This window comes from Rhizobium sp. 'Codium 1', from assembly GCF_020889605.1.
Classification (GTDB): domain Bacteria; phylum Pseudomonadota; class Alphaproteobacteria; order Rhizobiales; family Rhizobiaceae; genus Allorhizobium; species Allorhizobium algae.
The window spans coordinates 270827-289981 of record NZ_JAJGPW010000005.1 but is presented as its reverse complement, the minus strand read 5'-3'; the positions used below and the strand labels follow the sequence as shown (position 1 = coordinate 289981).

The window sequence follows — 19155 nt, the reverse complement described above, 5'->3', positions numbered from 1 at the left end:
CTTGCCGTGGTCGACGTGGCCGATCGTGCCGATGTTGACGTGCGGCTTGTTGCGCTCAAACTTACTCTTTGCCATTTGAATGCTTCCTGTGAACGAAACGGGGTTGCCCCGGCGAACCGGTTTGGTCCCGCCGTTTAAGGCTTTCATGCGCAATGCGCAAGCGTTAAATAATCCGCCTTCCAGCGCCCGGAAGGCACGGTTTTCACGGCCAGAATCGCAGCCGGGACAAGCGCCCTGTCACTGCGGAAGGCATGGCATGAAAATTGTTTGCAAACCGAGACTTAAGTCAGAAAGATATCTGGAGCGGGTAACGGGAATCGAACCCGTGTATTCAGCTTGGAAGGCTGCTGCTCTACCATTGAGCTATACCCGCATATTCAGATCCGAGGACGAATGGTGGAGAGAGTTGGATTTGAACCAACGTAGGCTGAGCCAACGGATTTACAGTCCGTCCCCTTTAACCACTCGGGCATCTCTCCATTCTTTCGTCCGGATCTGGCGACCAAGCTTTTCAGTCTCGACCAGAGTGCGTCGCCCCCTGATCTGCGGCGGGTATATGACGGCCCAACCGGCTCATGTCAACACGCAGATCGACGAAAAATTCCGAAAAGTTTCATGGATCAGACACATATGTGATTTTCAGGCCGGGTCTATGCCCGCCCCTTGCCCGACGCTATAAGGGCGCATGGCCAAAGATCCGAAAATCGACAAAACCGCCCGCGACACCCATTATGCGACGCTGCGCCGACAGGTGCGCGATGCCAGGCGCGAAAGGGGCGAAATCCCCACACCGGAGCCGCAGAAGCCGCGCAAGAGCAATGCCGGCTGGACACCGCCGAAGCTCGCGCCGGAGCAGGTTCTGCTCTACGGGCTGCACACCGTACGCGCTGCACTCGACAATCCTGAACGCAAGCTGATCAAACTTTCGGCGACACAAAATGCGCTGGTCCGGCTCGAAATCGCATCTGTGGAAAACCTCGGCATTCCCTTTGAGACGGTGACCCCGCAGGACCTCGACAAGATCCTGGGCCCCGAAGCGATCCACCAGGGCGTCATGCTGGAGACCCGGCCGCTGCCGCCGCGCCGGCTGGAGGCACTGCAAGACAGCCCACTGATCCTGGTGCTTGACCAGGTCACCGATCCACACAATGTCGGGGCGATCATGCGCTCGGCCGTCGCCTTCGATGCCGGTGCCGTCATCACCACGCAGCGGCATAGCCCGACGGAATCGGGCGTGATGGCCAAATCGGCGTCCGGTGCGCTGGAACTCATCCCCTATATCCAGGTGACCAATCTCGCCGATGCGCTCGCCGAATTGCACAAGCTCGGCTTCTTCTCGGTCGGCCTCGATTCGGACGGGCCAGCGCCGATGGAGGAGACCCTTGTCGGCGACAGGATCGCGCTGGTGCTCGGCGCCGAAGGCAAGGGATTGAGGCAGAAGACGCGTGAGACGGTATCGGCGCTCGCCCGCCTCGACATGCCGGGCGCCATCAAGTCGCTCAACGTCTCGAATGCGGCAGCCATCGCGCTTTACGCCTCGCGCCAGCATCTGGCGACCAAGGGCTGATGATGCTCGTCTTCACCGACCTCGACGGAACACTGCTCGACCATGGCAGCTATTCCTTCGAGGCCGCCCGGCCGGCGCTCGACCTCCTGAAGGAGCGTGGCATTCCGGTGATCCTCGCGAGCAGCAAGACAGAGGCCGAAATGCGCCCGATTGCCGACGCGATCGGCATTGCTCACCCGATGATCGTGGAAAACGGGGCCGGCGTCGTCGGGCTGCCTTCGGAATCGGCCGGGACGGATGACAATTCATCGAGTCCTTACAAACGGCTACGGGCAATCCTTAGGGACTTACCTAAGGAGCTCAGCGCCTGCTTCGAAGGCTTCGGGGATTGGGACGCGGAAGAGGTGTCCAGGAAGACGGGCCTCTCCCATGCCTTCGCCGTGCTTGCACGACAGCGGCGCTTTTCGGAGCCCGGTCTTTTCAGCGGGACCGATGGGCAGGAGCAGGCGTTTCTCGACTTCCTCGACAGACGAGGCTTCACGGCCGTCCAGGGCGGACGCTTCTTCACGCTGATGCCAAAGACCTCAAAGGCCGAACGCATGGCCGAGGTGGTCGCGCATTATCAGTCGAGTCTGGGAAAGCCTGTTCGCACCGTCGCGCTCGGGGATGCGCCCAATGACCTTGCCATGCTGGAAGCCGCCGATTGCGGCATCATCATCGCCAATCCCGCGCACCAGCCCCTGCCCGTCACGGAGCGGGAAAGACAGGGGAATATCCTGCGTTCGCAGCAGGCCGGTCCCGAAGGCTGGAACATCATGATCCATCAACTCGTTGCCACGGGATTTCTCTGAGCCGGTTTCAACCGGTTTCATCACGAAAGGAATTAGACATGGCGGATTTCCATCAGAACGGCGTGGTCCCAACCCTGCACAATCTTCGGGAACACTCCCAGGAACGCATGGAAAAGGAGCTCACGGACTTTTCCGCCTCCCGTCCGATCACGCTCATCCTGCCGTCGCTCTATTCCGAACTGGAAGCCCCTGCCCTCGAACACATCGTTTCCGAACTCTCGCAGGTTTCCTATATCTCCGAGATCGTCATCGGGCTCGACCAGGCGGACGAAAAGCAGTTCCGTCACGCGAAAGACTATTTCTCGCGCCTGCCGCAGAAACACACCATCTTGTGGCATGACGGTCCACGAATGCGGGCCATTGACGACAAGCTGAAGGTCGAAAGTCTGTCACCCGACCAGCCGGGCAAGGGAAGAAATGTCTGGTTCTGCATGGGCTATGTGCTGGCCGGCCGAGAGGCGGGTGTGGTGGCCCTGCATGACTGCGATATCATCACCTATTCCCGCGACATGCTGACCAGCCTCGTCTATCCGGTTTCCAATCCGCGCTTCCCTTACGTTTTTTCCAAGGGCTACTATCCGCGCATTGCCGACGGATCTTTGAATGGCCGCGTGACGCGGCTGCTGGTGACACCCCTGCTGCTCAGCCTGGAAAAGGTGGTGGGGCACCATCCCTACATCGAGTACCTCAAGGCCTTCCGCTATCCGCTCGCCGGCGAATTCGCCATGCAGACCCATATCCTTTCCGACATCCGCATTCCCTCCGACTGGGGGCTGGAGATCGGCGTCCTGTCGGAGCTGTGGCGCAATTATTCGGTCCAGACGATCTGCCAGGTCGATATTGCCGACGCCTATGACCACAAGCACCAGCCGCTGTCACCCGAAGATGCGGCCAAGGGGCTGTCGCGCATGTCGATCGACATCACCAAGGCGCTCTACCGCAAACTTGCAACCGATGGCGTGGTGTTCAGCCAGGACGCCTTCCGGACGCTGAAGGCCACCTATTACCGGACCGCACTGGACCTCGTGGAAACCTATTACCACGACGCAAGGATGAACGGGCTGACCACCGACCGGCACCGCGAGGAGCAGGCAGTCGAACTGTTCGCCGCCAATCTCATCGAGGCCGGCCAGCTCTATCTCGACAAGCCGAATGCCACGCCCTTCATGCCGAGCTGGAACCGGGTGCAGAGCGCCCTGCCCGACCTGTTGCACGACATACAGGAGGCCGCGCGCCGGGACGCGGAGGATTGAGCCTCCACGCCGCCACTCACATGGCAAAGGGTACGGAACGCCGCAAGAGCCGGTAGCCGAGGGCAATGAAGACCACGAGCAACAGGACCTGCGCGACGGCGAATGGGGGCTCCGTTCCCGTCGGCGCCAGAGCGTTGAGCGGCCCGACCTTCTGGAACGCCTGGACGATCAACACGAATGTATTGAGATAAAGAGCGAAAAGAGCACTGAGCAGGAAGGCCAATCGCCAGCGCCCAAGGAGATGCTGGCGGTACAGCGCAAAGACTGCAACGGCCAGCACCACCGTCGAGATGATCCCGAACACGATGGCGGGCGTGACGACGGTGAAGGGGAAGACAAATCCCGTCAGCACCGTGGCGATCGTCGTGACGAGAAAGACGACGGTCCAGCCGGAGCGCAGGTGCCCACGGAGCCAGCCTCCGAGGGCAATGAAACCGGCGGCGATGCCGATCAGGCTCAGCACAACATGAAAAAATGTGAAAGGCGACATACCGAAGATCATGAGAGTGTCCCCGTGGCAGTTGCACCCACACGCAGTAAGCTCTCATTTTTTTCGTTTGTCGAATCGAAATCCGGCGACAGGCATCATGCGGTCACATGGCCGGCCGGCAGGTGATGTCCCCTTCGATCGCGACGACGGACGTGCCATCCTCAGAGAGGCTGCGCTCGACCGGATATTCGATGATACTCGGCCAGGCCTCGATGGTCTTTGCGGCATCCGGATCAGCGGCGATGGCGGGTTGGTATGCGGCACGGCAATCGGGCATGGGGCGATCGGCATCGAGGCCGAGCTCCCTGCGAAGAGTGGACGAGCAGCTCTCCGGCGCGGCAATCAGCGAGCATTCGGCGGCGAAGATGCGGCGATAGCGCAGGGTCAGCTCCTCGCCGACGAGGGCCAGCGCGGAAAACTCGCCGGCCAGGACATCTTCCATCAGGCGCGTGCCCGTGCGTGCGTCGTAGACGACGAATGGCAGGCCACCGTTCCAGCCATCTGCGCCGCGGAAGAAGGCGTAAGGGCCGACCGCACCCCAGAGATAGCCGGCACGTTCGTCCTCTATCCTGCGGTCGAGCGCCGGGTTGAGCTGACAGGGTCCCTCGGACGATGCGATGAACAGCCCGGCCGCCCCTTTTTCGCCGAGGTCGAGCTCCTTCAAGGCGAAGTTCGGATAACGCAGGCAGGTAAGCTTGCCCTTCATGTCGAGCCCTGTGTCTTTCTCGGCAAGCTCGACCTCGGCGCGCGTCGCCCTGTCGAACTGTCCGGTGACCTCGCCAGCATTGCGGCAGGCGACGGGCGCCATGCGGCCGATTGCGAATCGCAATTCCTCGCCCTTGCCGCGCAGCTCGTGACGACTGTTTGAATACCAGAAGCCGCTGGCGGCCGGCTGTTGCGGAAGGGAGAACTTCTCGCCGTCTGGGAGCGTGAGTTCCGCCGCCTTCTCGCTGAAGGTGACGGTCAGGGAGGTACCGTCGTCACAGGCATATTTGATATCGGCGGCCCGGCTTTCGCGCGGAAGGATCAGAACGGCAGTCATGGCCAGTGCAAGGCCGGCCAAAATCGGTACGTGCATCGGGTCTCCCTCGGCTGTCGCCAGACCATGCCAAAGAACAGCCCGAAAGGACAATGACAAAAATAGCCAGATGTGAAGAGAAGTGGTGCCCCCGGCAGGGTTCGAACCCGCGACCCCCTGATTACAAATCAGGTGCTCTACCAACTGAGCTACAAGGGCAGTGCGCGGTGTTTAGGCGGAAATCGATTTGCGGTAAAGCAAAAAATCGCCGGACGGTTAGCGGATATGATGAATTTCCGCATGGGGCGCGGGCTGATCACTCAACCGCGAGCCGAACCGTTTCGAGGGCAAAACGGCTTGTGGTTACAGCTATTTGTCATGTACGACATGGCAACATCTCATCAGGGCTCGCCATGTCTCGCACGTTCCGGTCGCTCGCCTTCATCGCTTCCAACACGGACGAAGCCCAGGCTTCGCGCAATGACCTGATTCGGCTCTACGGTCATACCGAGCCGGCTGAGGCCGATGTCATCGTGGCGCTCGGCGGCGATGGCTTCATGCTGCAGACGCTGCACGATACGATGAACAGCGGCAAGCTGATCTACGGGATGAATCGCGGCTCTGTCGGCTTCCTGATGAACGATTTTTCCACCGACAGCCTGCCGGAGCGGATCGAGGTGGCCGTGGAAAACGAATTCCACCCGCTGAAAATGACGACCAGCAATACCGACGGATCCGTCTCCTTTGCGCTCGCGATCAACGAGGTCTCGGTGCTGCGTCAATCGTATCAGGCCGCGAAACTGCGCGTGGTGATCGATGGCAAGGTGCGGCTCGAGGAACTGATCTGCGACGGGCTGATGGTGGCGACGCCCGTCGGATCAACCGCCTACAATCTTTCCGCCCATGGCCCTATCCTGCCGCTCGAGGCACCGCTTCTGGCGCTCACACCGGTCAGCGCCTTCCGTCCCCGCCGCTGGCGGGGCGCCCTTTTGCCGGACAAGGTCACCGTGGTTCTCGAAGTGCTGGAGCCGGAAAAGCGTCCGGTCAACGCGGTGGCGGATCATACAGAGGTCAAATCGGTTCTGAGGGTGGAGATCGCGCAATCCGAGGACACCACCGCGCGCATCCTGTCCGATCCGGACAGATCCTGGTCAGACCGAATCATTGCCGAACAGTTTTCCGATTGAGGCTCCGATGAAAGCGCGCTTTTCGACCGCCCTCGCCTTTCTGCTCTTCATGTCTGCGCCTGCCGTGGCCGATGACATCGGAGACCTGCCCCTCGCCGCCACCTTCGTGATGAGCGGCGGCTATTGGGAATCGGGGCCGGAGGGCGTGCCCGGTGCAGAGAGCGGCGTCGAAGGCGGCGAGCGCGGCTATTACAAGCTCGTGGCGATCCGACAGGAAGACCGGACGGCCCGGGTTCATCTGCAGATGATTGCCTCGGGCGAGCAAGGGCTTCGGCTGGTGGAAAGCGTCGAGCTCGAAGAATTCACGGCCATCAAGCCCTATGTGACGGGCATCCGTCCCGAGAGCATGGGCGGCGTCGCCGGCACGCCCGGCTTCTTTGCTACCGTCTACCTGAAGACCGCCCCCGACACCGATCGGGTCGAGGAATGGACGGTGCTGATCGACGAGTTGGGCGACATTCGCGTGGAGCGGGCGAGCAACTGAAACGACCGGTGACGGATCGCCATAAAAAAAGGCGGAGCGCCCGGCGCTCCGCCTTTTCCTGTCTGATGAGCGAATGGTCAGTCGATGTCGGCGACTTCCGATGCCTTGCCGCTGATGCGGTGGGCAAGGGCTGCTTCCATGAACTCGTTCAGCTCGCCGTTCAGGACGCTGTCCGGATCAGTGCTTTCGACGCCCGTGCGCAGGTCCTTGACCAACTGGTAGGGCTGCAACACGTAGGAGCGGATCTGGTGGCCCCAGCCGATATCGGTCTTCGAGGCGGCTTCGGCATTGGCTGCCTCTTCCCGCTTCTTCAGCTCGACCTCGTAGAGGCGGGCACGCAACATGTCCCAGGCCTTGGCGCGGTTCTTGTGCTGCGAGCGCTCCTGCTGGCAGGCGACCGCGATACCGGTCGGGATATGCGTGATGCGGACGGCCGAATCGGTCGTGTTGACGTGCTGCCCGCCGGCGCCCGACGAACGATAGGTATCGATGCGGCAGTCGCTCTCGTTGATGTCGATGTTGATCGAGTCGTCAACGACCGGATAGACCCAGATCGACGAAAACGATGTGTGGCGACGCGCATTCGAATCATAGGGTGAGATCCGGACCAGGCGATGCACGCCCGATTCGGTCTTCATCCAGCCATAGGCATTGTGGCCCTTGATGAGGATCGTTGCAGACTTGATGCCGGCTTCTTCGCCGTCATGCACTTCCAGCACCTCAACCTTGAATCCAGAGCGCTCGGCCCAGCGGGTGTACATGCGCAGAAGCATGTTCGCCCAGTCCTGGCTCTCTGTGCCGCCGGCGCCCGAATGGACTTCGACATAGGTGTCGTTGCTGTCCGCCTCGCCCGAAAGCATGGCCTCCACCTGGCGGCGGGCGGCTTCGGTCTTCAGGGCCTTCAACTGGTCCTCGGCATCCTTGACGACCGATTCGTCGTCCTCTTCCTCGCCCATCTCGATCAGCTCGATGTTGTCGTTCATCGCCTGTTCGAGGCGCTTGACGCCAGCAATGCTGTCATCCAGCTGCTGGCGCTCGCGCATCAGCTTCTGGGCTTCCTGGGCATCGTTCCAGAGGTTCGGGTCCTCGGCCTTGTTGTTCAACCAGTCCAGTCGTCTTACCGCCTGATCCCAGTCAAAGATGCCTCCTCAGCAGGCTTATGGCCTGCTTGATTTCGTCGACGACGTTTTCAATTTCATTGCGCATGCGTTCGGTTCTCGACCTCTGAAACTGGTGAAAATCTGGCCCCTCGCATAGTTGCGCCCGGCCCTGATGTAAAGAGCCGGGTCACGAGGAATGGTGCGGTAAGGCCTAGAAGAGGCCGCCGGAACCCGAGGTCACAGCCTGGTTGGCCTGAGGCGAATCTCGCAGGATTTCCTCTGGCGGTGCATAGCCGTCCATGCCGATGATCGACAGCGAGTCGGCCGGGCCGGTGCCGGGCTTGAACGCCTCCATGATCGTATCGGGTTCGCCTTCATAGGCGGCCATGCCTGTGGTCCGGTTGACCGGAATGAAGCTCATGCCCTGCGGCACGAAGAACTTGCCGGGCGGCGTGTTGGCCGTCGCCATCTGCATGAAGTCATTGAAGACAGGAGCTGCCAGCGAGCCGCCGGTCGAGCCGCGCCCGAGCGGTGCCGGCTGGTCGAAGCCGATGAAGACACCGGCCACGAGGTCGGGCGTGTAGCCGACGAACCAGGCGTCCTTCTCGTCGTTGGAGGTTCCGGTCTTGCCGGCGACAGGGCGGTCGAGCTTGATCTTGCCGGCAGCCGTGCCTCGGCTGACGACACCCTCCATCATCGAGGTGATCTGGTAGGCGGTCATGGGATCGAGCACCTGATCGCGATTGTCGACGACAGTCGGCTCTTCCTGGCCGGTATAGCGCTCGGCGTTGCAGGCTTCGCAGATCCGGTCCTCGTGACGGAAGATCGTCTTGCCGTGGCGATCCTGGATACGGTCGATCAGTGTCGGCTTGATCTGCTTGCCACCATTGGCGAAGACGGCATAGGCCGAGACGAGGCGCATGACCGTCGTTTCGCCGGAGCCGAGCGACATGGCAAGCACCGGGTTCATCTTGTCGTAGATGCCGAAGCGTTCGGCATATTCGGCCACCAGGTTCATGCCCATGTCGTTGGCAAGACGCACCGTCATCAGGTTACGCGATTTCTCGATGCCGAGACGCAGGGTCTGCGGACCGGCGGAACCGCCGCCATAATTTTGCGGGCGCCAGACCTGGCCACCGGAGACGAATTCGACCGGGGCGTCCATGATGACGGATGCCGGGGTATAGCCGGTGTCGAGGGCAGCGGCATAGACGAAGGGCTTGAAGGACGAACCGGGCTGACGCATCGCCTGGGTGGCGCGGTTGAACTCCGACTGAGCATAGGAGAACCCGCCGGCGATCGCGAGAACGCGGCCGGTATGCGGGTCCATGGCGACGAGGCCGCCCTGGACCTTGGGCGTCTGACGCAGGCGATAGGCGCTCGAACCTTCTTCCAGGGCCTCGACATAAACCACGTCGCCCGGCAACAGCACACCTTCGGGTGACTTCACCGACTTGCGGTCGCCGAGGGCGGAGCGATAGGCCCATTCCATGTCAGCGGGGGCGATACGGCCACGGATGCGTTCCGCGACGACCTTGCCGCCCCCTTCCTTGGCGGGCTGCAGACCGATATCGACGCCGTCGGCAGCCACGTCGAGGACGACGGCGATCTTCCACTCCGGCACGTCGGCGAGACCAGGGATCTCAGCGAGCGGCACCCCCCAGTCGCCTTCGAGCGGAATCTGCTTGATGGGTCCGCGGAAGCCGCGACGCTGGTCATAGGTCAGGAGTGCCGACTGCAGAGCCTTGCGGGCCGCGATCTGCATCTGGGGATCGAGCGAGGTGCGGACCGAGAGGCCACCTTCATAGAGAGATTTGTCCCCATATTTCTCGATGATCTGGCGGCGGACCTCTTCGGCGAAATAGTCGGAGGCAAAAAGTGACGAACCGGAACGGCGCAGGTTGACGCCGAGCGGCTGCGTCTTGGCGTCCTCACCCTCTTGCCGTGCGACGAAGCCGTTCTCGACCATGCGATCGATGACCCAATTGCGGCGCTCGAGGGCAGCATCCGTGCGGCGGAAGGGATGATAATTGTTCGGCCCCTTGGGCAGAGCCGCGAGATAGGCTGTTTCAGCGATTGTCAGTTCGGTGACCGACTTGTCGAAATAGGTCAGCGCTGCACCGGCGATGCCATAGGCGTTCAGGCCGAAGAAGATCTCGTTCAGATAGAGTTCAAGGATCTTGTCCTTGGAATAGGCCTGCTCGATGCGGAAGGAGAGGATCGCTTCCTTGATCTTGCGGTCCATGGTCTGGTCAGAGGACAAAAGGAAGTTCTTCGCCACCTGCTGGGTGATCGTCGAGGCACCGACCGGACGGCGTCCGGAGCCGAGGTTCTGGACGTTGACCAGGATGGCGCGGCCGAGACCATAAATATCGACGCCGGGATGGTTGTAGAAATTCTTGTCTTCGGCCGAGAGAAAGGCTGCCTTGACCCGGTCCGGGATCGCCTGGATCGGCAGGAAGAGGCGACGCTCGCGGGCATATTCGGCCACCAGCGCGCCGTTGCCGGCATGAATGCGCGTCGTGACCGGCGGAGAGTAGCTCGCCAGAACCTCGTAGTTCGGCAAGTCCTTGGTCACCCCGTTCAGATAGACGGCGACAACGGCCGCGACGCCGAGCGCCAGCACGGACGCCAATCCGAAGAGATATCCAATCAGTCTGATCATGTTTCCGCTACCGGCTCTGCTTCAGGTTTCGCGCGCCGCGACAAGCTTCGCACGCCCTGTGGCGTTTTGCACGTCACGCCATGGATGGCAAGACATGCCGATTTCCTGCACAAGCGCGGCGATTCGACAATGGTCCGACTTGTGCGATTTCCCCGAGTAACGGGCACAATGTGAGGAAAATAGGGCCGGTAGCACGGGAAGCGCTGCCCGGTCACAGCTTCCTCGGGGGATGTGACCTAACCGCCATTGGCGAGCTGTGGCTGCCGATACTTCCTGATCGCCTCCACGAGCAGGCCCGCCACCCGTTCGCGCCAGACGGGGTCGAGCAAGAGTTTCTCATCGTCCTTGTTCGAAAGGAAACCGAGTTCGAGCAGAACCGACGGCACGTCCGGGGCCTGAAGGACGCGGAAGCCGGCATGACGATGGGGATTGTTGATGAGCGAGATCTGGCCCTCGAAGGAGCCGACCACGGCCTGTGCCATGGCGATCGAGAAGGCCTGGGTCTCGCGCCGGGTCAGATCGAGAAGGATGTCGCCAACCTCCGGCTCGGTCTCGGTCGGTAGCGCGACGCCTCCCACGGTGTCCGAGAAGTTTTCCCGCTCGGCGAGCTGGGCTGCCATGTGGTCGGAGGCCTTGTCGGAAATGGTGTAGACGGTTGCGCCACGGATGTCGGCCTGGCGCAGCGTATCGGCATGGAGCGAGATCAGCAGATCTGCCCCCTTCTGGCGAGCGATCAACACGCGCTCGGAGAGCGACAGGAACTTGTCGGTATCGCGGGTCATGACAGCGCGAATGCCCGGCAGATCCTTCAGCTTTTCGCTGAGGATCTTCGCAAAGGCGAGCGTGATGTCCTTTTCCGACGTCTTGGTTGACGCACCCGTTGCACCGGCATCGATGCCGCCATGGCCAGCGTCGATCGCGATGACGAATTCATCCGCCGCCGCAGTGGCGATGGGCACCGTGCCGGTCACAGCCGCGTCGGATTGCGTGGATGCCCAGGCCTGAGCCGAGACGAGCGCTGCAAAGTCCTCCTCCGGCACCAGTTCAGCATCGAGAACCAGGCGGTAACCGTTGCCATCCTCATTGGGCTGAACTTCCGCAGCAGCGAGCCTGGCCGGACGGGCCGCTGTCAGGACGAGACGGGCCGAGGCCGCATCCATCGACCCGTATCGGATATCGCTGAACAAGCCGGTCGCCTTCAGATCGGCCTCGGCAAAAGCGAAGGCCGTTGCCGGCAGATCAATGACGATGCGATCCGGATTGGCAATGTAACGGGTCTCGAAGGTCGGGGCGCGATCAAAGTCGAGGACGATGCGGGTTCGAGCCTCGTCACCGGCAATGCGAGCGGCATAGGCGACCAATCGCTGCGCCGGCACGTCGGCCGTGACCGCATGGGCGACATTCGGTGCGAGCAATAGCGGCGTCAGCAACAAGGGTCCCGCCAGTGAGGCAAACGCCTGAACGATTCGGGCCCAAAATACGAGATTTCGCCCCGCCGACAGCGCCAAAGCTCTTGTCAAATCCTGCCCCCGTCATGACAGCGACAAAACTGTGACACAAGTCACACGTCGCATATCGCGCCATTTTCTCAGATTATCCGCCACATGCCTCGCCGTGCTGGCCCGATGGCTATCGAAATTACGGCCGAAGACCGCTTTTTACCCATCGGAATCACGCAGAATGAGACAACTCCCCTAATCGACTGCCATTATGGCATAAATCCGTTTGCGCTTGCTATTGTGACGTAGAAAACATACAAGGCAAACGAGGGATAAAAGTGCAAACGGGATAGAATTTCCGCCCACGGCTGCCAACCTCAGACAATGGATTTGGCGCCTGTTCGACCGGACATTCATCTGCCGTCTCCGCATTTTTTTCCTGAAACTGGTTCAACACGCCGACTTGGTCGGCACTTCATCGGTGGCTCTCCACCAACAGCTCTTTACCGAGCATTCATCGGATCCCGAGGGGTCCATATCATTGTCGTTGACGTACGGTATTTGATGTCTTTGCAGCAGGTTGACATGACCAGGAACGGACCGGGATCGGAAAGAGCCCCGTCGTCCGTCCGTATGCTGCGAACCCGGTCCACCGTGTGTCTACATCTATATCCGGCGCACAGTCCGCTAGGTTCCAGCCGCTTCCAAGTTCAGCGCGCGGGTGGACCACAGACCGAGGGCGCCGAGGAGCACAGCTTAAATGGCAGACAAAATGCTTATCGACGCGTCTCACGAAGAAGAGACGCGCGTTGTCGTCGTTCGTGGTAACCGCATTGAAGAATTCGACTTCGAATCCCAACACAAAAAGCAGATCCGGGGCAATATCTATCTGGCGAAGGTAACGAGGGTCGAACCCTCGCTGCAGGCCGCCTTTGTCGACTACGGCGGCAACCGCCACGGCTTCCTGGCTTTCGCCGAAATCCATCCCGATTATTATCAGATCCCGCTCGCCGACCGTCAGGCGCTGCTTCGTGCGGAAGCCGAAGAGCACCGCAAGGAAAATGACGTCGAGGGCGACGAGGTCATGAGCAATGATCCGGCCGAGCAGGATCAGCCCGATGTCGGAATCAACACCACGTCTTCCGTCGCGTCAGCGATCGTCGACGATGTAGCCGCCGAACTCGCCGCAGAAGCCGATGCCGACGTGGCAGCCGCCGCCTCGGTCGAGGGCCAGACCGCAGCAGAAGAGCCGGCGGCCAAGGCAAAGCCGAAGCGCGTCCGCAAGCCGCGCGCCAAGAAGGCCGCCGCCGAAGAGACGCCTGCCGAGGAAGGCAGCGACGCTTCTGATGACGCTGCGGGTGGCACGATTGCCGCCATGGTCGACATGGACGAGATTTCCGAGGAAGCCGGCGGACGCCGCGGCGGTCGCCGCGACGACGACGAGGGCAACGATGATGACGACGACGATCACATCGAGGAAAAAGAAGAGATCGAATCCGTCGGCGCCGAAGACGCCATGGAAGAGGTTCCGGACCGCGTCCAGCGCAAGCCGCGCAAGCAGTACCGCATCCAGGAAGTGATCAAGCGCCGGCAGATCCTGCTCGTGCAGGTCGCCAAGGAAGAACGCGGCAACAAGGGTGCAGCTCTCACCACCTATCTGTCTCTGGCCGGCCGCTACTCGGTGCTGATGCCGAACACGGCGCGTGGTGGCGGCATTTCCCGCAAGATCACCCAGCCGACCGACCGCAAGCGCCTGAAGGAAATTGCCCGCGGGCTCGAAGTACCGCAGGGCATGGGCGTGATCCTGCGCACCGCCGGTGCCAACCGCACCAAGGTCGAGATCAAGCGCGACTTCGAATATCTGATGCGCCTGTGGGAGAACGTCCGCACGCTGACGCTCGCCTCGACTGCGCCGTGCCTTGTCTATGAAGAGGGATCGCTGATCAAGCGCTCCATTCGCGACCTCTACAACAAGGATATTTCCGAGATCGTCGTTTCGGGCGAGGAAGGCTATCGTGAAGCGAAAGACTTCATGAAGATGCTGATGCCGAGCCATGCCAAGGTGGTTCAGCCCTATCGCGATCTCCATCCCATCTTTGCGCGCTCGGGCATCGAAGCCCAGCTCGACAAGATGCTGCAGCCGCAGGTGACGCTGAAGTCCGGTGGCTACATCATCATCAACCAGACCGAAGCGCTGGTCTCCATCGACGTAAACTCCGGTCGCTCGACCCGCGAATACTCGATCGAGGACACCGCGCTGCAGACCAACCTGGAAGCGGCGGAAGAAGTGGCGCGTCAGCTGCGCCTGCGCGACCTGGCCGGCCTGATCGTCATCGACTTCATCGACATGGAAGAAAAGCGCAACAACCGCGCTGTCGAGAAGAAGCTGAAGGATTGCCTGAAGAACGATCGCGCCCGCATCCAGGTCGGCCGCATCTCGCATTTCGGCCTGCTCGAGATGTCGCGTCAGCGCATTCGCGCCTCGGTGCTGGAATCGACCACGCAGGTTTGCCCGCATTGCACCGGGACCGGCCTCATCCGCTCGCAGTCTTCAGTTGCCCTGCATGTCCTGCGCGGCATCGAGGAGTTCCTGCTGAAGAGCACCACGCACGACATCGTCGTGCACACGACGCCGGACACGGCGCTCTACCTCCTCAACCAGAAGCGTGACACCATCGTCGACTACGAAGGCCGTTTCGGCGTCTCGATCGTCATCGACGGCGGCATGCCGGCACAGCATGGCGGCGCGCAGCACTTCACGATCGAACGCGGCGAAGCCGTCGAGAACCCGGTGAAGATCGAGAGCCTGATGTCTCTCCTGCCAGACATCGAGGAGGAGGACGATTACGTTCCGGAGCCGGAGGAGGAAGACGAAGAAGAGATCGTCGTCGCCGCCAAGGCCGAGAGCGCACCGCAAGCGGCGCGTGCCGATGCCGACGATGGCAATCGCAAGCGCAAGCGTCGTCGTCGCCGTCGTGGCAAGAATGGCCAGAACGGCAATGGCCCGAATGGCGATGCTCAGAACGGTGACAACGGTTCCGACCTCGATGATGAGGATGGTGACGAAAACGAGGACGACGCCGGCGAGAGCAATGGCGAAATCCGCGCCACTGAAGCCGAAGGTGATGGAAATGGCGACGACGCCCAGAAGCGCAAGCGCCGCCGTCGCGGCAAGCGCGGTGGCCGTCGCAACCGGCCGGGCGAAGAAGGCTCGATGGAAGGCTCCGACGAGTCTGGTGACGATGGCGATGATGCCGGCGATCGCTCGGACGATGTCGCAGTCGCCGAAACGGTCGACGCTCAGCCGGAACCCGCCGCAGTCGTGGTGGACGCTCCGGAAGCGGTGAAGCCCAAGCCGCGCCGGACGCGCAAGGCAAAGGCCGTGGCCGAGCCCGAAGTGGCCGCCGAAATTGCACCCGTCGCTGCCGCACCGGTGGAGGCCGTTGCTGAAGTCGTTGCCGTGGAGGCACCTGCTGCCGAGCCGGCCGCAGCGGCTCCTGCTCCAGCCCCTGCGCCTGCGCCTACCCCGGTCACCGAAGAGGCCAAACCGGCCCGCGCCAACCGCGAATCCAACGTCGCGTCCTCCGAGCCGGTCGTGACTTCGGTCAAGGCGGCGGAAGATGCGACCGAGACAAAGCCCAAGAAGGGCGGCTGGTGGCAGAAGCGCGGTGGTTTCTTCTAAGAATGGTGACGTTCTGACAAAATGCAAAAAGGGCCCTCAACGGGGCCCTTTTTCGTTCGTCGCGTGATTGCCGATCAGATCGCCACGGCGGATATGCGCTTAATGACCGATGTCGGACCACCGGCGATTGTGGTGTTATAGGCGTGGCGATAGCCGCATTTCTCCGCAATCCGGCGTGACGCCCGATGCTCCGGATCGAGGATGCAGAATGTGTGGTCCTGCGTATTGTGAGCGTCCATCCAGACATGGGCGGCCAACACGACCTCCGTCGCGAGACCACGTCCGTGCCCGGAAGGCACAAGCGCCCAGCCGGCCTCAGGCGCGGGGCCGAGCGGCGGATCCATATCGCGGCGGAAATCAGCGAAGCCTGCCTCTCCGAGGAAAAGGCCCGTGTGCCGGTCCTCGATCACCCAATAGCCGAAACCGAGTGCTGTCCAATGGCCGATATAGCGGAGAAGCCGCGACCAGGTCTCACTGCCTGTCGAAGGGCGACCCAAGATATGGCGGTAGACGGCCTCATCCTGCCACATGGCGAGCATCGGACCGAAATCTTCGAGGCGATGGGCCCCTGAGTATGGTTCGCTCCGTCCGGATTTCGGGCGCGGTGATGAAGGGGCTCGTTCTTTCGATCGGCATATGCGCGCTTCCCGTTTCCATCAGGCTGCGGAGTTCAGAGACTGCGTGAGCCGGTTCGCAATCTGATTCACGTTCCGCTGCGAAGGCCTTGATCGCGAATCCATTTCGCTCACTGCCTAATCGCTTCGTGGCAGCCATTTCTCCAGTCGGTCGGTCGCCTCGACCATCTCCGCCATCGTACCCGCATAGGAGAGGCGCAGCGCCAGATGGCCCTCCGCCGGGTCGAAATCACGCCCCGGCGTGACGGCGACATCCGTCTCCGCGAGGATCTTCCTGGCAAAAGCCATGCTGTCATTGGTGAAGCGCGTCGCATCGACATAGGCGTAGAAAGCGCCGTCCATCGGCGAGAGCAACGGCAGGCCAAGCGCTGGCAGTCGCTCCATCAGGAAGTCGCGATTGGCCCGGCAGGCCGCCTTGTAATGCTCCAGTTCCACGGTTGCGCTCAGGGCCGCAAGCGCGGCAATCTGTGAAAGTTCAGGCGCCGAGATGTAGAGGCTCTGGGCGACGCATTCGACGGGGCGGACCAGTTCTTGGGGCAAGACCATCCAGCCGATGCGCCAGCCGGTCATGCAATAATACTTGGAGAAGGAATTGATGATCACGGCCTCGTCGCCGATCTCCAGCGCCGTCGTCTCTTCGGAGCCGTAGGTCAGGCCATGGTAGATCTCGTCGGAAATCAGGGTGATGCCTTGGCCATGGCAGTAGTCGTAGACAGCCTTCAGCTGCACCCTGGTCGTGCCGGTGCCTGTCGGGTTGGCGGGGCTTGCGAGCAGGACGCCCTTGAGGCGAATACCGGCTTCTGCCTGAGCGCGTTCCAGGCTTTCAGGTGTCAGGGTGAAGCCGGTTTCCGGGCCGACGGCGACCTCGACGACCTTGAGGCCGAGGGCGGCGAGGATGCTGCGATAAGCGGGGTAGCCGGGTCTGGCAATCGCCACGGCGTCGCCAACGTCAAAGAGGGAGAGGAAGGCGAGGTTGAAGCCGGCAGATGAACCGGTTGTCACGACGATCCGGTTCCAGTCGACCGAGACATTGTGCCGGCGGCGATATTCCTCGGCAAGCGCCTGGCGCAGCCCCGTCATGCCCAGCGCATCCGTATAGCCGATGCGGCCCCCTTCCAGCGCCTTGCGGGCGGCTTCAAGCGCTGCCTGCGGTGCGGGGTGACCTGGCTGCCCAACGGCCATGGAGATGACCGGACGGCCATCCTGCCGCCTGCGGGTAGCCTCGGCCAGAATGTCCATGGCGTGGAAGGGTTCGACGGCACTGCGCTTGGAAATCGAAATCAACTTGATGCTCCTCGGTCACATGCCAGACATTTGCCGCAAAGCGCATGGCATCACAATGGAGAGGCTGGACAAGGCGGTGCAAAAAAGCCATTCCGCATGAAAGCGTCAGGCTTCAGGCTCGGCGCAAGCCGGCCTTCGGGATGGAAATGCCTGTGGCCGAAGACACGACAGATGGCAGCAAGGACGAGGAACACCATGGGCATGAACTTCAAAATGATCGCCAGCGCCGGTATCGCGCTTCTCCCTGCCCTGATGCCGCTTCCGGCCGCCGCCCTCGACGAGGCGCAGAAAAAGGAATTCGGCGCATTCATCCGCGAATACCTGATCGAGAACCCGGAGATCATGCTCGAAGTGCAGGACGCCCTGCAGAAGAAGCAGGAGGAGATCCGCTCGCAGCGCTCGGCAGAGGCGCTCTCGACCAACCAGGATGCGATCTTCAAGTCCGCCTATGATCTCGCCATTGGCAATCCGAAGGGCGATGTCACGGTCGTCGAGTTCTTCGACTATAATTGCGGCTATTGCCGTCGCGCCCATGCCGACATGGAAGCCGTCATCGAAGGGGACAAGAATGTCCGCTACGTCTTGAAGGAATTCCCGATTCTCGGGCCGGATTCGGAAGCTGCGCACAAGGTATCCGATGCCGTGCGCAAGCTGTCTCCGGACAATTACGGCGCCTTCTTCCGCGCCATGATGACCCAGGATGGCCGCGCCTCGGAAGAGAGCGCGATGGCGATCGCCGGCGAACTGGGCATTGCCGAAGATGCGATCCGCGCCAAGATGAGCGAGAGCCCGAACACGGAACAGGTGCAGGAAGCCTATCAGCTGGCGACCAGCCTCGGGATCACCGGCACGCCGTCCTACGTGATCGGCAACGAGACCGTTCCGGGTGCCGTCGGCAAAGAGGCGATCGAGGCCAAGGTCGCCAATATTCGCGCTTGCGGCAAGGCCACCTGCTGAGACAAATCCGGCCCGCCTTTGCCCTTCGATCTTAACCCTGCCCCGGATTTCCGGGGACGGTTTGGCGTGATCACGGCAAAGGGCTTTCCCTATAAGGCCTCTCGGTCTATAGGAGGCGGTTGAAAGTCGACGGAAGCGTAGATGAGCAAGACCATTTTCGTGCTGAACGGCCCCAATCTCAACATGCTGGGAAAGCGGGAGCCCGGGATTTATGGCGGCAAGACGCTCGCCGACATCGAGGCCGACTGCAAGGCCGCCGGTGACGAGCTCGGCCTGACCATCGACTTCCGCCAGTCCAATCATGAGGGCATGCTCGTCGATTGGCTGCATGAGGCCGCCGACAAGGCAGCCGGCGTTGCCTTCAATGCCGGCGCCTATACGCACACCTCGGTTGCGCTGCATGACGCGATCCGTGCCATTTCGCCGATCCCGGTGATCGAGGTGCACATTTCCAACGTGCATGCGCGCGAGGAATTCCGCCACAAATCGATGATAGCGCCCGCCGCAAAGGGCGTCATCTGTGGTTTCGGACCTCATAGCTACATCCTGGCGCTTCAGGCGCTGAAAACCATCACGCAATAACAAGAATACAGGACATCAACC

At 61.6% G+C, this 19155-nt stretch carries 15 protein-coding genes, 3 tRNA genes and 1 pseudogene; 8 read left to right on the top strand and 11 right to left on the bottom strand.

What is annotated here, in order from left to right; translation table 11 throughout:
* The 3 genes and pseudogenes from LJE98_RS14975 to LJE98_RS14965 all read right to left on the bottom strand — a co-directional run.
* A pseudogene (locus LJE98_RS14975) lies at nucleotides 1-75 on the bottom strand (elongation factor Tu); the annotation flags it as partial.
* 224 nt (nucleotides 76-299) lie between these two features.
* A tRNA-Gly gene (locus LJE98_RS14970) sits at nucleotides 300-373 on the bottom strand.
* Nucleotides 374-394: 21 nt separating this feature from the next.
* Nucleotides 395-479 (bottom strand) — tRNA-Tyr (locus LJE98_RS14965).
* A gap of 206 nt (nucleotides 480-685) precedes the next feature.
* On the opposite strand from LJE98_RS14965, the gene rlmB reads away from it, so the two are divergent.
* From rlmB to LJE98_RS14950, 3 genes are read left to right on the top strand one after another with little or no spacing between them, the layout of a single operon-like run.
* Nucleotides 686-1567, top strand: a complete 882-nt coding sequence (gene rlmB / locus LJE98_RS14960) for a 23S rRNA (guanosine(2251)-2'-O)-methyltransferase RlmB (protein WP_229576017.1) — start codon at nucleotides 686-688, stop codon at nucleotides 1565-1567.
* Nucleotides 1567-2358, top strand: a complete 792-nt coding sequence (locus LJE98_RS14955; protein ID WP_229576016.1) for an HAD-IIB family hydrolase — start codon at nucleotides 1567-1569, stop codon at nucleotides 2356-2358. The genes rlmB and LJE98_RS14955 overlap by 1 nt, the downstream gene beginning before the upstream one ends.
* Before the next feature lie 38 nt (nucleotides 2359-2396).
* Entirely contained in the window at nucleotides 2397-3611 is a 1215-nt protein-coding gene (locus LJE98_RS14950; RefSeq protein ID WP_229576015.1) for a glycosyl transferase, read from the top strand.
* A 16-nt stretch (nucleotides 3612-3627) separates the two neighbouring features.
* Here the strand turns inward: LJE98_RS14950 and LJE98_RS14945 are convergent, their stop codons facing one another.
* The 3 genes from LJE98_RS14945 to LJE98_RS14935 all read right to left on the bottom strand — a co-directional run bounded on the left by LJE98_RS14945 (nucleotide 3628) and on the right by LJE98_RS14935 (nucleotide 5338).
* Nucleotides 3628-4113: a hypothetical protein gene (locus LJE98_RS14945; RefSeq protein ID WP_229576014.1), complete on the bottom strand. Its 486-nt coding sequence runs from the start codon at nucleotides 4111-4113 to the stop codon at nucleotides 3628-3630.
* Nucleotides 4114-4204: 91 nt separating this feature from the next.
* Nucleotides 4205-5179, bottom strand: coding sequence for an MliC family protein (locus LJE98_RS14940; protein WP_229576013.1), 975 nt, complete (start codon nucleotides 5177-5179; stop codon nucleotides 4205-4207).
* A gap of 83 nt (nucleotides 5180-5262) precedes the next feature.
* Nucleotides 5263-5338, bottom strand: a tRNA-Thr gene (locus tag LJE98_RS14935).
* An 8-nt stretch (nucleotides 5339-5346) separates the two neighbouring features.
* Between LJE98_RS14935 and LJE98_RS14930 the strand changes: the two genes are divergently transcribed.
* Both LJE98_RS14930 and LJE98_RS14925 read left to right on the top strand, forming a co-directional pair.
* Nucleotides 5347-6306 carry an NAD kinase gene (locus LJE98_RS14930; RefSeq protein ID WP_280640732.1) on the top strand — a complete coding sequence of 320 codons (960 nt, stop codon included), beginning with the start codon at nucleotides 5347-5349 and terminating at the stop codon, nucleotides 6304-6306.
* A gap of 7 nt (nucleotides 6307-6313) precedes the next feature.
* Entirely contained in the window at nucleotides 6314-6790 is a 477-nt protein-coding gene (locus tag LJE98_RS14925) for a hypothetical protein (RefSeq protein WP_229576011.1), read from the top strand.
* A gap of 77 nt (nucleotides 6791-6867) precedes the next feature.
* Here LJE98_RS14925 and prfB read toward each other — a convergent pair.
* From prfB to LJE98_RS14910, 3 genes are all read right to left on the bottom strand, one after another.
* A protein-coding gene (gene prfB / locus LJE98_RS14920; RefSeq protein WP_229576010.1) for a peptide chain release factor 2 occupies nucleotides 6868-7996 on the bottom strand; the annotation gives its coding sequence in 2 pieces (ribosomal slippage) (nucleotides 6868-7926 and nucleotides 7928-7996; 1128 coding nt in all).
* A 105-nt stretch (nucleotides 7997-8101) separates the two neighbouring features.
* A complete protein-coding gene (locus tag LJE98_RS14915) occupies nucleotides 8102-10555 on the bottom strand; it encodes a penicillin-binding protein 1A (RefSeq protein ID WP_229576009.1) in 2454 nt (817 codons plus the stop codon).
* Nucleotides 10556-10791: 236 nt separating this feature from the next.
* Nucleotides 10792-12057: an N-acetylmuramoyl-L-alanine amidase gene (locus LJE98_RS14910; RefSeq protein ID WP_420710156.1), complete on the bottom strand. Its 1266-nt coding sequence runs from the start codon at nucleotides 12055-12057 to the stop codon at nucleotides 10792-10794.
* A gap of 697 nt (nucleotides 12058-12754) precedes the next feature.
* On the opposite strand from LJE98_RS14910, the gene LJE98_RS14905 reads away from it, so the two are divergent.
* Nucleotides 12755-15676, top strand: a complete 2922-nt coding sequence (locus LJE98_RS14905) for an Rne/Rng family ribonuclease (protein ID WP_229576008.1) — start codon at nucleotides 12755-12757, stop codon at nucleotides 15674-15676.
* Nucleotides 15677-15750: 74 nt separating this feature from the next.
* Here the strand turns inward: LJE98_RS14905 and LJE98_RS14900 are convergent, their stop codons facing one another.
* Both LJE98_RS14900 and LJE98_RS14895 read right to left on the bottom strand, forming a co-directional pair.
* On the bottom strand, nucleotides 15751-16215 hold the full coding sequence (locus tag LJE98_RS14900; protein ID WP_229576007.1) for a GNAT family N-acetyltransferase: 465 nt from the start codon (nucleotides 16213-16215) through the stop codon (nucleotides 15751-15753).
* Nucleotides 16216-16428: 213 nt separating this feature from the next.
* Nucleotides 16429-17595, bottom strand: a complete 1167-nt coding sequence (locus tag LJE98_RS14895; RefSeq protein WP_229576006.1) for an aminotransferase class I/II-fold pyridoxal phosphate-dependent enzyme — start codon at nucleotides 17593-17595, stop codon at nucleotides 16429-16431.
* A 195-nt stretch (nucleotides 17596-17790) separates the two neighbouring features.
* Between LJE98_RS14895 and LJE98_RS14890 the strand changes: the two genes are divergently transcribed.
* Both LJE98_RS14890 and aroQ read left to right on the top strand, forming a co-directional pair.
* A complete protein-coding gene (locus LJE98_RS14890) occupies nucleotides 17791-18552 on the top strand; it encodes a DsbA family protein (RefSeq protein ID WP_229576005.1) in 762 nt (253 codons plus the stop codon).
* Nucleotides 18553-18693: 141 nt separating this feature from the next.
* On the top strand, nucleotides 18694-19134 hold the full coding sequence (gene aroQ / locus LJE98_RS14885; protein ID WP_229576004.1) for a type II 3-dehydroquinate dehydratase: 441 nt from the start codon (nucleotides 18694-18696) through the stop codon (nucleotides 19132-19134).
* Nucleotides 19135-19155: the final 21 nt, after the last annotated feature.

What these genes read in the sequence shown, in the direction of transcription:
- rlmB (WP_229576017.1), top strand. Translation starts at nt 686, where the DNA reads ATGGCCAAAGATCCGAAAATCGACAAAACCGCCCGCGACACCCATTAT.
- LJE98_RS14955 (WP_229576016.1), top strand. Translation starts at nt 1,567, where the DNA reads ATGATGCTCGTCTTCACCGACCTCGACGGAACACTGCTCGACCATGGC.
- LJE98_RS14950 (WP_229576015.1), top strand. Translation starts at nt 2,397, where the DNA reads ATGGCGGATTTCCATCAGAACGGCGTGGTCCCAACCCTGCACAATCTT.
- LJE98_RS14945 (WP_229576014.1), bottom strand. Translation starts at nt 4,113, where the DNA reads ATGATCTTCGGTATGTCGCCTTTCACATTTTTTCATGTTGTGCTGAGC.
- LJE98_RS14940 (WP_229576013.1), bottom strand. Translation starts at nt 5,179, where the DNA reads ATGCACGTACCGATTTTGGCCGGCCTTGCACTGGCCATGACTGCCGTT.
- LJE98_RS14925 (WP_229576011.1), top strand. Translation starts at nt 6,314, where the DNA reads ATGAAAGCGCGCTTTTCGACCGCCCTCGCCTTTCTGCTCTTCATGTCT.
- LJE98_RS14915 (WP_229576009.1), bottom strand. Translation starts at nt 10,555, where the DNA reads ATGATCAGACTGATTGGATATCTCTTCGGATTGGCGTCCGTGCTGGCG.
- LJE98_RS14905 (WP_229576008.1), top strand. Translation starts at nt 12,755, where the DNA reads ATGGCAGACAAAATGCTTATCGACGCGTCTCACGAAGAAGAGACGCGC.
- LJE98_RS14900 (WP_229576007.1), bottom strand. Translation starts at nt 16,215, where the DNA reads ATGCTCGCCATGTGGCAGGATGAGGCCGTCTACCGCCATATCTTGGGT.
- LJE98_RS14890 (WP_229576005.1), top strand. Translation starts at nt 17,791, where the DNA reads ATGGGCATGAACTTCAAAATGATCGCCAGCGCCGGTATCGCGCTTCTC.
- aroQ (WP_229576004.1), top strand. Translation starts at nt 18,694, where the DNA reads ATGAGCAAGACCATTTTCGTGCTGAACGGCCCCAATCTCAACATGCTG.